This window comes from Sphingorhabdus sp., from assembly GCF_046154385.1.
GTDB lineage: Bacteria > Pseudomonadota > Alphaproteobacteria > Sphingomonadales > Sphingomonadaceae > Sphingorhabdus_B.
Genome location: NZ_JBJXFW010000014.1, coordinates 1 through 13280 on the forward strand (window position 1 = coordinate 1; position 13280 = coordinate 13280).

The window sequence follows — 13280 nt, forward strand, 5'->3', positions numbered from 1 at the left end:
CCGCAATCGAGCGAGAAATCCGGTCCGCTTTCCAGCGTCGGTCTTTGCAGACATCGTGGCGTTCCCCTGTTCCACAGATTAGAATTCAATGTTAGCGATTATCAAATCAACGTAAGCGCTTCTTAAATTTAAATGGTTAGTGGCCCGTTAACTGTGATTTGGCGCGCAAACCTGTTGGGTACTGGGATGATAGAGATAGTTGAACAGCTCTCACCGCCGTTGCGACTCGCGGTGGCCTATGCGCCAAAGTCGACCCGTGTCGCATTTGCATTGCTGCTTTTGCTTGATGAGCGCCTGGCCCAGATTGTTGAAAGGGCGACTGAATCGATGATCGCGCAGTTGAAGCTGGCGTGGTGGCGCGATGCTTTGACGGCGCAGGCTGAAAACCGGCCCAAGGGGGAGCCATTACTTTCGGCGCTGTTCGATCTGCAACGGCCTGAATTGCTGGCGGTAGCCGGCGAGTTGGTGGACGCCTGGGAGATATTGCCGTGCCATGGCGAATGGAGCGGTGCCGAACTTGATGCCTTTGCCAAACAGCGTGGCGATGCCGTTTATAACGGATATTGTCGCCTTATCGGTTTGAACCAAAGCGCAGCTGCAGCGGGAGAAGAATGGGCGAGGGCTGATATTTTGAACCGTTATGGATTTGCTGCAACCGATTCAGGAATGCCAAACGAACCTTTGGTAAAAGGTCGTATTTTCCGACCGCTGACGATTCTGACCATGCTGTCCCGCAACGTTTCGGGTCCCCGATTGATTGTGCACAGCTTGACGGGACACTAATTTTCTGACCACAACGCCATGACGTCAACTTGGCCTAGGGGTATGGAATTGCAGAGAATTTTGGCAGGGGGAATAGGCGCATTGATGCTGGCGGCCGGGGGTCTGTGGCTGTGGCAAACGCAAGCTTCGTCGGAGAACCCAATTCCTGTCGCACCGCCGGTGGAGGTTGTGTCGGATGCGTTGCCAATAGCAGGCGTGAATGCGCCCGCCTTCGGCCCGGCCCCGCCAACACCACCCGTTGCACCAAAGGCCAGTCGAGAGGAAGTACGGTTCAACCGTTATGACAGGAACCGAGACGAGCTGATTTCGCGCGTAGAAATGATGGGTAGCCGGACCAAAGCCTTCAAGGAGCTCGATCGAGACGGCAATAATCTGCTGACTTTCGAAGAATGGGCCGTTGCCACGGGGGATCGCTTTGCCAGCGCTGATCGGGATGCGGACAATTTGCTGACCCGAAAGGAATTCGCGCGAACCCGGCCCAAGCAAGCTGCCAAACCAGGGTGCCGGTGTTAATATATATATTATAATTACTTAAGATGAGATCTTATGGCATTGTATCCACTGCGCCATATCGGACCGAGCGCGGGAGGTTATTGCGGCTTTGCGCTGTTTTTTATGGCAACTTTCTTCCAACGGGGCGAATAGGCCGAAATTGACATTCATGGGTTGGTAATCATCGGCATGGGCATCGCCAGTGATATGACCAAGCAAGGCGCCCAACGCCGTGGTTGTGGGCGGTTGCGGTATTTCGGAACCGGCTAACTCGGCCGCCAGCATCAGACCTGCCATTAAACCGACGGCACTGCTTTCGACATATCCTTCGCATCCTGTGATTTGACCGGCAAAGCGGATATGCGGTGCGGTTTTCAGCCGCAACTGGCGGTCCAGCAAAATCGGTGAACGGATGAATGTGTTGCGATGCAGACCGCCTAAGCGCGCGAATTCCGCCTTTTCCAATCCGGGGATTGTACGGAATAACTCGACTTGGGCGGCGTGCTTCATTTTGGTCTGAAAACCGACCATGTTCCAAAGACTGCCCAGTTTATTGTCCTGGCGCAACTGCACTACTGCGTGCATCCATCGGCCTGTTTTGGGGTTGTCGAGACCGACCGGCTTCATTGGGCCAAAACGCAGCGTATCCAATCCGCGTGAAGCCATGACTTCAATCGGCATACAGCCCTCAAAATATGGGGTATTGGTCTCCCATTCCTTGAACTCGGTTTTGTCTGAGTCCATCAATCCTTGATGAAAGGCGCGATATTGCGTTTCATCCATTGGGCAGTTGATGTAATCCTTGCCTTCACCTTTATCCCAACGTGATGCATACCATGCGATGTCCATGTCGATGCTGTCATGATAGACAATCGGCGCAATTGCGTCAAAAAAGGCCAGCCGATCTTCGCCGGTTTTTGCGATGATATTATGCGCCAAATTGGTCGCGGTTAAGGGACCCGTTGCGACAATAACCGGAATATCCGTTGGAATTTCGTCGATCCGTTCCCGTGCTATTTCAATATTTCCTATATTTTGCAGTTCTTTAGTAACAATTTCTGAGAACAGGTCACGATCTACGGCCAATGCCGAACCCGCTGGTACTTTGGCGACCTCCGCTGCCGACATAATGAGGGAGCCAAGGTCACGCATTTCCTGATGGAGCAGGCCGACGGCGTTGCTTTGTGCGTCATCTGATCGAAAGCTGTTTGAACAAACGAGTTCTGCCAGCCCATCGGTTTGATGGGCTGGCGTCATTTCGCCTGATCCCCGCATTTCCGATAATTTTACCCGATATCCACGCCGCGCCAATTGCCATGCGGCCTCGCTTCCGGCCAATCCTCCGCCGATGATATGTACGTCATGTTTTTTGGTCATAGCGATGGCGGCTAACAAAATTTCGTGGGAAAGCACAGGTAAAAGCGTCATGATGGTCTGATGACATTTACCCTGCAATTTACCGGCGAAACCCAGATCGCGCGGCCCCGATTGACCCGTCCCGCAGCCGACATCCATAAATATATGCGTGGGCATGCCGTCGTCTTAAGCGGACCCGCGCTGCAAACGGGTGCGTCGCGGTTATGCGCGCTTGCCGCGCTGGGGGTTGGGGCCGGATTGGTGACGATATTGGGGGATCGCAGGGCGTTGGATGAACATGCCGCCCACGTCACCGCTATCATGCTCAAGGAAAAAGACACCATGCTGAGCGCCATCGATGATCGCGTGCGTGCCATCGCGGTCGGGCCGGGGGCAGGGGCAAATGACGAATTGCGCCTGCTTGTTCTCAAATTGCTTGCCTTGAAGAAACCAACTCTGCTGGATGCCGACGCACTGACAGTTTTTTCAGACCAAAATACGCATTTGTTCAATGCGGTATCGGATAACATAGTCATGACGCCGCATCTTGGCGAATTTGCTCGGTTATTTCCCGACATTGCCATCACCGATCCCGTTTCGGCCGCGGTGAATGCCGCCCGCCGGTCCGGCAGCGTTATTCTGCTGAAAGGGCCTAACAGCGTCATCGCTGCGCCGACGGGGCGCTTTGCCATCAACACCCATTCATCGCCCTGGCTGGCGACGGCCGGTTCTGGCGATGTTTTGTCGGGATTGGTTTGCGGGTTGTTGGCTCAGGGATTGCCTGCTTTTGACGCGGCAGCCATTGCCGCATGGCTGCACGGTGATATCGGCCGTCGCGCCGGGGCGGGGCTAACGGCAGATCGGATGGCGGAATATATTCCCCTTGTCTTGCAAGGATGTATACAAGAAGGCTGAATTAAAGGGGTATAGACCTATGTCGCAAGATCTCGCGCACAAACGACCGTGGTTATTGGCCAGCCTTCTGGCGGGGTTAAGCTATCCGGCGAGCTGGCTTTGGCTGCCGATTGAGGGCGGGATATTTGCCATCATCTGGAAAATGGCAGCGGTGGGCTTGCTGGTTCCCTTCGCCTTGCGCCGCCATCATGTCGGCGAGTTTATTTTGTTGGCATTCATGTTGGCCCTGTACGCGCTGGGCGATGGGCTGATTGAACTGAATATGGTGGCCGGGGCCATTGCATTTACCGCAGGGCATCTGGCGGCAATCGCAATTTATGCCCGCCACCGCAGGGTGGGTGCTGTTTTTAGCCAGAAGCTATTTGCCGTGACGCTGTTTCTTTTGACGCCAGTCATCGCCTATTTTGCACCAGGAAATCCGGAACAGGGTATTCAGGTCGCCGCCTATAGCGTCGTTTTGGCAGCCATGGCGGCCATGGCATGGAGCAGCAATTTTCCAAGGTATCGCGTCGGTATGGGCGCCGTGCTTTTTGTTGTGTCAGATCTGTTGATCTTCGCTCGCCTTGGCCCCTTGGCGCAATCCGAAATGACCAGTGTGGCGATATGGTATCTTTATTATTTCGGTGTGCTGATGATTGCCGTCGGCGTCGCCCAAACATTGGTCAAGCGCGGCCATTATGCACAAGGGGAAGAGCGGGATTGAATTCCGGTCAATCGGACCGCAATCAACCGCCCCCCTTGTTGCAGGGGACATTTAGATCACGGCCTAGCCTTCATTCTCCGGCCCTTGCGTTGACGGTGTTGCGATTGCCTCATCGGTATCATCATCGCTTTCCTCAATTTTGGCGGCGCTGACGACATGTTCGTTCTCACCGACATTGAACAACCGCACACCCGCAGTGCCGCGGCCCAGAACGCGCAAGCTGTCCAATGGCATCCGGATCAATTTGGCCTGATCGGTGACCAGCATGAGCTGATCGCCCTTGGTGGCCGGAAAGCTCGCGACGACAGGGCCATTGCGTTCGACATTGTCGATGTTGGTGATGCCTTGACCTCCGCGGCCGGTGCGGCGGTAACCGTAAGCCGATGAAAGCTTGCCATAGCCATTGGCGCAAACTGTCAGGATGAATTGCTCGCACTCCGCCATTTCCGCAATGCGCTCAGCAGAAAGTGTCGGATCACCTTCTTTTTCGGGTTTCCAGGGTGCAAAGCGCAGATAATCCTCTCGTTCCTCCGCTGTGGTGCCGACCCTTTGCAGGATCGAAAGTGACATCACCTGATCATCTTTGCCCAATTTCATCGCGCGCACGCCGGTCGAGGCGCGGCTTTGAAATTCACGTATGTCATCGGCGGCAAAGCGAATCGCCTTACCGTTGCGGCTTGCCAATAAGATATCGTCATCGGCGCTCAGCAATTCCACACCGATCAAACGATCATCGGCATCTTCGCCTTCAAATTTCATCGCGATCTTGCCGTTGGATGGCACATTGGCAAAAGCGTCCATGCTATTGCGCCGAGCATATCCCTTAGCCGTTGCAAAAACGACGCTCAGGCCGCCCCATTCCGCTTCGTCCTCGGGCAAAGTCAAAACGTTGGATATGACTTCGCCTTCACCCAGGGGCAGAAGATTGACCATCGGCCGTCCACGCGTTTGCGGCCCACCTTCCGGCAGTTTCCATACTTTTAAGCGATACACTTTGCCGATGTTGGAGAAGAAGAGCACAGGTGTATGCGTGCTGGTGACGAACAATTCGGTAATCGCATCTTCGTCCTTGGTTGCCATACCGGCGCGACCCTTGCCGCCGCGGGCTTGGGCGCGGAAGGTCGCAAGCGGGGTGCGCTTGATATAGCCGCCGTGGGTTACGGTTACGACCATCTCTTCGCGTTCCATCAGGTCTTCGTCGTCAAGACCGTCCCAGCTTGCGGTTATTTCGCAAATGCGTGGGGTCGAAAACTCTGCGTCAATAGCCACAAGTTCATCGCGAAGCACGGCATAAAGTTTTACACGATCGCCCAATATTGCGAGAAACTCTGTAATGCTGACAGCAAGCCCTGATAATTCCTTGCCAATTTCATCCCGACCCAATGCCGTCAGACGATGTAAGCGCAGTTCAAGAATTGCGCGGACCTGCAATTCCGATAACTGATAGCTGTCGCCGGTTACATCAGCCTCAACCGCTTCGACCAATTTGATGTAAGGCGCGATTTCGGCAATCGGCCATTGCCGTGCAATCAATGCAGCACGAGCTTCGGCGGGACTTGCGGAACCACGGATAATACGGACAACTTCATCAAGATTGGTGACGGCGACAACCAGCCCCAGCAACAGATGTGCCCGCTCACGCGCCTTGTTCAGTTCGAATTTCGTGCGGCGGGTTATAACCTCTTCACGAAACCGGACGAAACTTTCGATGATATCACGCAGGTTCAAGACTTCGGGCCGGCCGCCACGAATGGCAAGCATATTGGCGGGGAAGCTCGATTGGGCTTGGGTATGGCGCCACAGTTGGTTCAGCACCACATCGGTCGTGGCATCGCGCTTGAGATCGATAACGATGCGGACGCCCTTGCGACTTGATTCGTCACGGATGTCCGAAACGCCTTCAATCCTCTTGTCTTTCGCCGCCTCGGCAATTTTTTCGACCAAACCAGACTTGCCGACTTGAAACGGGATGCTCGTAAGAACGATCGAGCGCCGGTCGCCACGACCTTCTTCAATCTCGTGGCGGGCGCGCATCATGATCGAGCCTTTGCCCTCACGATAGGCCGCGCGCGCACCACCTTGACCCAAAATCAGCGGCGCTGTCGGAAAATCGGGTGCGGGTATGATTTCAATGAGTTCGTCAACCGAGATTGCCGGGTTGTCGATATAGGCCAGGCAAGCCTTGATAACTTCACCGAGGTTATGGGGCGGAATATTGGTCGCCATGCCGACGGCAATGCCACCCGCGCCGTTGACCAGCAAATTGGGAAACCGTGCTGGCAAAACTTGTGGTTCCTGCCGGCTGCCATCATAATTGGGCTGAAAATCGACGGTGTCCTTGTCGAGATCATCCAACAGGGCGTTGGCAACCTTGTTGAGCCGGGCTTCTGTGTATCTCATGGATGCAGGAGGATCGGGATCCATAGAACCGAAATTACCCTGGCCATCGATCAACGGCACACGCAATGACCAATCCTGGGTCATACGGGCCAGCGCGTCATAAATCGCGCTATCGCCGTGCGGGTGATAATTGCCCATGACATCGCCGACAATCTTGGCCGATTTACGATAAGGACGCCCTGCGACGAAGCCGCCTTCCTGACTGGCAAACAATATGCGGCGGTGCACAGGTTTTAACCCGTCGCGGACGTCGGGAAGCGCCCGTGCCACAATGACCGACATTGCATAATCGAGATAACTCGACTTCATTTCATCGACGATGTCGACCGGGGAAATATCTGAGGGGTCTAGAGTGGCACTATCATCGCTCACGCCGCGAAAATCCTTATATTTTTAGAATATTAGCATCTTAGCCGAGGTGACCAAACAATGCCACCCAAGGCATAATGAAAAACGCCTTTTTCGACAACTTATCCACAGATAAGGGCACAATTGGTTTAAGGTGCGATTATGTTGCCATCATATCCGACCAGCTGACCGGAATGATGTGGCTCCAATTTTTTTACGATATCCAAAAGCTGTTCAGCCGCTTTTGCCGGGGAAAATCGTTCATGTTGCGGGTTCCCCTTGAAAGGCGCGCTCAATTCCGTTTCTACCGTCCCGGGGTGTAAGCCGACTATTATGCTTTCGGGATTTCTTCGCTGCCATTCAATCGCCAGATTTCGGATAAACATATTAAGTGCAGCCTTGGACGCGCGGTAACTGTGCCAGCCACCCAGCCGATTGTCCGAAATGCTGCCTACGCGGGCAGATAGTATCGCAAGGCACGTCCGTTCAAACTTTGGCATCAGCGGCAAGAAGTGCTTTGCAACAAGAGCGGGTCCCACAGCATTCAAGCGATAATTCTCGATCATCCAATCCGGATCAAGTTCACGAAAGCTTTTTTCCGGGCCTTTGCCATCTTTGTGCAAAATGCCGGTGGCGACGATAATCAGGGAAGGGGCCAATTCAGATTGTGCCAAACTGGATGCCGCATGTGCAATGCTAGCTTCATCACAGACGTCAACTGCAGGAGAACTCTCTCGTGATAACTTTACAACTCGGTCAAAGCCGCGATCCGATGACAACCGGTCAGCCATCGCCGCGCCTATACCTCCACGGGCCCCTATTATTACTGCTGTCTTGACTGTCATTGGTGGATCGTTTCCGGTGTTCAACCGCAATTCATGCGGCTGCTCTATGATGTTTGCGCTTAGCGAGGCAAATAACTATAGACGATATTGTGATAGAAAATATGCCTAAACACCCTAATCGCGGAGAGTAGAATGAAGTCTGTTTCCAAATTTGCCCTAATCCTGTCGTTGTCGGCGTTGTCTGCGACGGTTTCGCCTGCCTATGCAGAAGAAAAACCGGTCAAGGAAAAGAAGGGCAAAGAAAAAAAGGAAGCAGCTGACGCTGCGCCGAAGCGCAATTATTCGAAGCCATTTATTGCTGCCTTTTCGCCGGTTGTCGATTTGCTCAACAAGCAAAAAAATCCGGAAGGTGCGAAGGCCGAGTTTCCCAAAGTCGTTGCTGCAATCGCCAACGACGATGACCGGTATGAAGCTGGGATACTTGCGATAAATATTGGTGCAGGGGTTAAGGACCTTGCGTTTCAGGAACAAGGTATTGATCTGCTGCTCGCTTCGGCAACAACCCCAGCGAACATCAAAACCGAATATACATTCCGCAAAGGCGCCATTGCGTATGATGGCAAAAATTTCGTGAATGCGGAAAAACTGATGCTGGACGCCTACAATTTGGGGCATCGGGGTAACAATATCGAATTTCTGATTTCCAATGCGATGTCGCAGCAGAATAAAGATGCCGATGCCATAACTTGGATAGGAAAAGCGATTGAAGCCGACAAATTAGCTGGCAAAGTAAATAAGGCATATTTCGTCCGTGCGGCAATGCTCTCTTCGAAATCGAAAAATTACGCTGGTGCGGCGAATTGGTATAAGCAGTTGCTACAATCGGAAAACAATGCGGACTATTGGCATGATGCCCTGGCGTTTTTTGACAGGTCGCTCACGTTAAATCCGGAAGAAACTCTGGATGTTATGCGATTGATGCGCGTGACCAACGGCCTTCGGTTCCAGCAGGAATATGCCCAGTATCTTGATAGTTTAAGCTATATTGGCGTGCGCTATCCAGCCGAGGCGGTTTCGGTTTTGGAGGAGGGTTTCGAAAAGGGCGTTATTTCGCGTAATAATGTAACCTTCAGCGAAAAATACGCGGAAGCGAAGGCGCGACTGGCCGAAGATACCGCGACGCTGGCTGGCACAATCGCGCCGGCAAAAGCGAGCGCCAAAGGAATGCTGGCTTCGTTGACCGCGGATTCGTTCTACTCGCACAAAAAATATGACACAGCCAAAGAGCTTTATGAATCAGCGCTGTCAAAAGGCCCGGTGCTCGACAAGGAAGGAAAAGATCAAACGGATCGTACCCGGTTCCGTCTTGCCATGTCGAAAGTGATGCTGCGCGATTATGCGGGAGCAGCGGCGGATTTTGCGATGGTCACGAACGCCAATCGAAAGGCGATGGCCGAATATTGGACCATGTATATCGAACAGCAGATCAAAGCAGAGGCACCACCACCACCTGCGGCAACGTAACAATACACAATAAGGCAATATTATGAAATGACGGCGGGCTTTTGTAACTCCGCCGTCAATTCTAATTTTCCGGAATAGGCACGCCGGGTTCGTCTTTGGCGGTGCGAATCGTCAATGATGTTTTAACGCTGCTGACATTGGCTGCCGAGGTCAGCTGTGACGTTAGAAATTCCTGAAATGACTGAAGATCGCGCGCAACGATTTTCAATATGAAATCGATCTCGCCATTTAGCATATGGCACTCTCTCACATTTGGTAGCGCGCGGACATGGTGTTCAAAGGCTTTCAGATCGTCTTCTGCCTGACTTTTCAAGCTTACCATGGCAAAAACGGTAATTGTGTAACCCAAAGACGCGGCATCGATATCGGCGTGATAGGATTTGATCGTGCCGGACTGTTCCAGCGCCCGCATTCGACGCAAGCAAGGTGGCGCAGTAAGGCCAACTTTGGTGGCAAGGTCTACATTCGTAATACGGCCATCTGCTTGTAACTCTGCAAGAAGCTTTAAATCTATCGAATCCAAGTTCATTGTGGCCATGATTATGTTATTTCCCATTTCCATTTGTGCAGGAACTTATAATATTATTATAGCCAATTGCAATTGTCCCATAGTGTGACGCGTTTATTTTGCTGCTTTCGGATAGCTTTAAGCGGGTATATCGGTCATAGGGACAGGGATAATTTTGCATTAGGAATGTTTGCAATTGCGCTTTGACGATCGCCTAGAAACTGCCTTGCGTCAGGCGAATGACAGCGATTTGGGTGCGGCCGCGAAATGGCAGCAACTCGTTGATATTCTTGCTCAAAATCCGGTGCAATTCGACGCGGCTTATGTAGCGAATGGGTTGCAAAAAGTTCGTGATTTTCTGCCGTTGGTGGCACCCAATATTCGCGAGCAGTGCGTGCGTTCCCTCAATGGTCGGATCATGTCGGCCCCGCTTGTCCTACTTTTATCGGGCGATATTCCGAAAGTTGCTTCGGCCACGGTGGCCGGTGCTTGCCTAACTGATGACGAATGGTCGGATATCATTGCGGCCATGCCGGTCAGGGCGCGCGGATTTCTTCGCAATCGCTCCGATCTCGGACCAAAAAGCCGGCGCGCCTTGGCCTTATGTTCTGGTTCCGATTTCGTATTGCCCGTTCCGGATATCGAAGTTGGAAACCACGCGTTTAACGGCGTTCAAATCCGCGACATTGTGGAGCGAATCGAAAAGCTGCGTTCAGAACGGCAATCTGAAATCGTCGAATATGCGCAGGTCGATATCAGCCCATATGGCGATTTTTTTGAACCTATTGACGAGATTCGATTCGAAACAGACGAAAATGGCACAGTAAGCTGGATCGAAGGGGCTCCTCCTGGCGCAGTCGTCGGCGTGGATATTGCGGAACCGGCATTTGACGAAGGACCGGGACCCGATGCTTATGGTGCCGCTGCATTCCGGCAACGCATGCCGCTCGAAAATGCACGGATGCGGTTGTGCGGCGCGCCGGCTGTGGCGGGCGACTGGCGCATAAACGCATCTCCATTTTTCGACCCAATCAGCGGACGGTTTAGTGGCTATCGCGGGATATTCCGTCGTCCGACCGTTGCCGAAAGCGCGCTGATATCACCGCAAAGCCTGCACAGTTCGGAACAAATTCAGCAACTGGTTCATGAGTTGCGGACGCCTCTTGGTGCGATCATCGGCTTCTCCGAAATAATCGAGCAGCAGTTATTTGGTCCGGTTACCGAGGATTACAGGCTGCTTGCCAGGAATATATTGAATGATGCCGAGCGTTTGTTGTCCGGATTCGATGATCTTGCGACAGCCGCCAAAATTGAAGCGGGCAGCTTTTTTGCCGAGCCTGGATCAACCGATTGTGACTGGCTGAGCAACAAACTTGCGGGTCGCTTGCGCGGATTGAGCGACCTGTTGATGGTAACCCTTAACCTTGTCCATGCCCATCCGGTCCGGCCTTTTGCCGTGGATAAGGAATTAGCGGAGCGTATATTTTCCCGTCTGTTGTCTGCGGTCATTATCGGTTGCGAACCAAATGAAATTCTGGACGGACGGTTTCGCACCGAACCGGGGGTAAACGCTACCAATCGGTTTGTGCTGAGCCTGCCCCGGAAATTATTGGAGATGGATGAGGCAGAATTATTTGGCTCTGGCCCTGCCACGCTCGATGAATCCAGTGAAGCTCCCTTGCTGGGTCTGGGCTTTTCGTTACGGCTAGTTCGCAGCCTTGCCAAAAATGTTGGCGGTGATTTACGTTTCTACAATGATGCTTTGATATTGTCTCTGCCCGCGACGAATGAAAATCGCACCGGATTTAGAGATGAAGAGCGAGAATGAAGTGCGTGCACTTAATGGAAATGTGAAAAGTCCACTTCTTGCAAATTCTTACGCCCCGAATTTTGATTTCGTTGATCTGTCCGGTCTGGGTAGCCCACGTTTTATACTGACTGTCGATACGGAAGAAGAGTTTGACTGGAATCGTCCGTTTTCCCGTGACGGATATGGTACCAAACATCTTAAAGACCTGCCCAGATTTCAGGATCTTTGCGATAGTTTCGGAATAAAGCCATGCTATCTGGTCGATTATCCGATAATGGAAGACGCCTATGGCGTGGAATTGCTGGGTGGCTTTGCCCATTCCGGCCGGGCGGAAATTGGGGTGCAATTACACCCCTGGGTGAACCCGCCTTTCGATGAAATATTATGCACTGAAAACAGCTATGCCTGCAATTTGCCCCCCGAGCTTGAACGGGCAAAGCTGACACAGCTTTACAATGCGATTGTAAGTCGCACTGGCATCAAGCCTGATTCTTATAGGGCAGGGCGTTATGGTGCCGGTTCGGCCACATCCGATATTTTGGTCGATTTGGGCATCACGATTGATAGCTCGGTCCGATCGCGTTTTGATTATTCCGAACAAAGCGGACCCAATTATACCCATCATCCTGTTCATCCTTATTGGATCAAAAAGGACATTTTGCTGGAATTGCCCCTTACCACGGTATTTGCAGGAGCGATGCGTTCAGCGGGTAATGTGGTTTTCGGGGAATGGTTCGGGTCTCAAGCGGCGCGGTCGGTGCTCGCCCGGTCAAACATGATCGAACGTATCGCATTGACGCCGGAAGGCATCCCGCTGGAAAAAGCCATCGAAGGGATCAACCTGGCTTTAAAAGAAGGTGTTCCGGTTATAAACTTATCTTTCCATTCACCTTCGCTGGCGGCAGGATATACGCCCTATATTCGCACTGAAGAGCATTTGAGTGAGCTGTATATGTGGTTCGAAAGCGTTTTTCAGCATTTGAACGAAAATGGTGTGCGGCCAACGACTTTGGCCGAAATACGAATGGCCAGTCAGTTTAATTGCGGCGCATAAGATAAACACTTGCCAGCGGTCCTATTGTTCCGCTATCGGCGCGCTTGCGATTGGCTAGCCGGTCGGGGCCTGTAGCTCAGTTGGTTAGAGCTGGCCGCTCATAACGGCTAGGTCGGGGGTTCGAGTCCCTCCGGGCCCACCAGCCTTCGCTCACGCGTTGGCAGGCGCGGGCAAAAGGGGGATCATTGGTCCACCATGGCCATTTGGCCAAAAAAGACCGGTAACGGTCGAGACATTGTTATACCAGTCGGGGAGTAGCGCAGCCTGGTAGCGCATCTGGTTTGGGACCAGAGGGTCGCAGGTTCGAATCCTGTCTCCCCGACCATTATATCGGCGACCAATAAGTCGTTGTTTTTATTGACAAAAATAGACCATTGTCGACCTGTGCAGGAACTGTGTAGATTTTTTTCGGCCTGCCTCGAAAATCGGCGACCTCAGACCGCCGCTTTCTTGCAATTTTAGGCCAATGGCGAAAAGACATTCGGCAACCGATAGGCGTGTCGAGTTATTCCGATTTCCGAGCATCTTTGTTAGTCGTTTTACCGCATTAGGCATGGCTTTCTTTCGCAGAAAGGCATTGGTCGCTGGGAAAAATCACAGTC

General features: G+C 52.6%; 11 protein-coding genes and 2 tRNA genes. 9 read left to right on the forward strand and 4 right to left on the reverse strand.

Going from position 1 to position 13280, the window contains the following annotated elements:
• Positions 1–186: 186 nt before the first annotated feature.
• Complete coding sequence (locus ACKVOS_RS03325; RefSeq protein WP_409210597.1) at positions 187–783, forward strand: squalene/phytoene synthase family protein; 597 nt, start codon at positions 187–189, stop codon at positions 781–783.
• A gap of 48 nt (positions 784–831) precedes the next feature.
• Positions 832–1296, forward strand: a complete 465-nt coding sequence (locus tag ACKVOS_RS03330; RefSeq protein ID WP_409210606.1) for a hypothetical protein — start codon at positions 832–834, stop codon at positions 1294–1296.
• 18 nt (positions 1297–1314) lie between these two features.
• On the opposite strand, the gene trmFO is transcribed toward ACKVOS_RS03330, so the two are convergent.
• Complete coding sequence (gene trmFO, locus ACKVOS_RS03335; RefSeq protein WP_409210607.1) at positions 1315–2652, reverse strand: methylenetetrahydrofolate--tRNA-(uracil(54)-C(5))-methyltransferase (FADH(2)-oxidizing) TrmFO; 1338 nt, start codon at positions 2650–2652, stop codon at positions 1315–1317.
• A gap of 60 nt (positions 2653–2712) precedes the next feature.
• Between trmFO and ACKVOS_RS03340 the strand changes: the two genes are divergently transcribed.
• Complete coding sequence (locus ACKVOS_RS03340; protein ID WP_409210598.1) at positions 2713–3546, forward strand: NAD(P)H-hydrate dehydratase; 834 nt, start codon at positions 2713–2715, stop codon at positions 3544–3546.
• Positions 3547–3565: 19 nt separating this feature from the next.
• Positions 3566–4249: a lysoplasmalogenase family protein gene (locus ACKVOS_RS03345; protein WP_409210599.1), complete on the forward strand. Its 684-nt coding sequence runs from the start codon at positions 3566–3568 to the stop codon at positions 4247–4249.
• A gap of 63 nt (positions 4250–4312) precedes the next feature.
• Here ACKVOS_RS03345 and gyrA read toward each other — a convergent pair whose 3' ends face one another.
• Complete coding sequence (gyrA, locus tag ACKVOS_RS03350) at positions 4313–7021, reverse strand: DNA gyrase subunit A (protein ID WP_409210600.1); 2709 nt, start codon at positions 7019–7021, stop codon at positions 4313–4315.
• Positions 7022–7146: 125 nt separating this feature from the next.
• On the reverse strand, positions 7147–7788 hold the full coding sequence (locus ACKVOS_RS03355) for an SDR family oxidoreductase (RefSeq protein ID WP_409210601.1): 642 nt from the start codon (positions 7786–7788) through the stop codon (positions 7147–7149).
• 186 nt (positions 7789–7974) lie between these two features.
• On the opposite strand from ACKVOS_RS03355, the gene ACKVOS_RS03360 reads away from it, so the two are divergent.
• Positions 7975–9306 carry a hypothetical protein gene (locus ACKVOS_RS03360; protein ID WP_409210602.1) on the forward strand — a complete coding sequence of 444 codons (1332 nt, stop codon included), beginning with the start codon at positions 7975–7977 and terminating at the stop codon, positions 9304–9306.
• A 61-nt stretch (positions 9307–9367) separates the two neighbouring features.
• On the opposite strand, the gene ACKVOS_RS03365 is transcribed toward ACKVOS_RS03360, so the two are convergent.
• The gene (locus ACKVOS_RS03365) at positions 9368–9844 is read right to left on the reverse strand and encodes an Lrp/AsnC family transcriptional regulator (RefSeq protein ID WP_409210603.1); all 477 of its coding nucleotides are present in this window, start codon (positions 9842–9844) and stop codon (positions 9368–9370) included.
• Between the two features lie 196 nt (positions 9845–10040).
• Between ACKVOS_RS03365 and ACKVOS_RS03370 the strand changes: the two genes are divergently transcribed.
• The 4 genes from ACKVOS_RS03370 (at position 10041) to ACKVOS_RS03385 (ending at position 13003) form a co-directional block, all read left to right on the forward strand.
• Positions 10041–11642 (forward strand): histidine kinase dimerization/phospho-acceptor domain-containing protein, encoded by a 1602-nt coding sequence (locus tag ACKVOS_RS03370; protein ID WP_409210604.1) that lies wholly within the window; start codon positions 10041–10043, stop codon positions 11640–11642.
• Positions 11602–12678: a polysaccharide deacetylase family protein gene (locus ACKVOS_RS03375; protein WP_409210605.1), complete on the forward strand. Its 1077-nt coding sequence runs from the start codon at positions 11602–11604 to the stop codon at positions 12676–12678. The genes ACKVOS_RS03370 and ACKVOS_RS03375 overlap by 41 nt, the downstream gene beginning before the upstream one ends.
• Before the next feature lie 65 nt (positions 12679–12743).
• Positions 12744–12820, forward strand: a tRNA-Ile gene (locus tag ACKVOS_RS03380).
• Between the two features lie 106 nt (positions 12821–12926).
• A tRNA-Pro gene (locus ACKVOS_RS03385) sits at positions 12927–13003 on the forward strand.
• Positions 13004–13280: the final 277 nt, after the last annotated feature.

Coding starts and splice junctions, on each gene's coding strand:
- ACKVOS_RS03325 (WP_409210597.1), top strand. CDS start 187: ATGATAGAGATAGTTGAACAGCTCTCACCGCCGTTGCGACTCGCGGTG.
- trmFO (WP_409210607.1), bottom strand. CDS start 2,652: ATGACCAAAAAACATGACGTACATATCATCGGCGGAGGATTGGCCGGA.
- ACKVOS_RS03340 (WP_409210598.1), top strand. CDS start 2,713: ATGACATTTACCCTGCAATTTACCGGCGAAACCCAGATCGCGCGGCCC.
- ACKVOS_RS03345 (WP_409210599.1), top strand. CDS start 3,566: ATGTCGCAAGATCTCGCGCACAAACGACCGTGGTTATTGGCCAGCCTT.
- ACKVOS_RS03355 (WP_409210601.1), bottom strand. CDS start 7,788: ATGGCTGACCGGTTGTCATCGGATCGCGGCTTTGACCGAGTTGTAAAG.
- ACKVOS_RS03360 (WP_409210602.1), top strand. CDS start 7,975: ATGAAGTCTGTTTCCAAATTTGCCCTAATCCTGTCGTTGTCGGCGTTG.
- ACKVOS_RS03365 (WP_409210603.1), bottom strand. CDS start 9,844: ATGGCCACAATGAACTTGGATTCGATAGATTTAAAGCTTCTTGCAGAG.
- ACKVOS_RS03375 (WP_409210605.1), top strand. CDS start 11,602: ATGAAAATCGCACCGGATTTAGAGATGAAGAGCGAGAATGAAGTGCGT.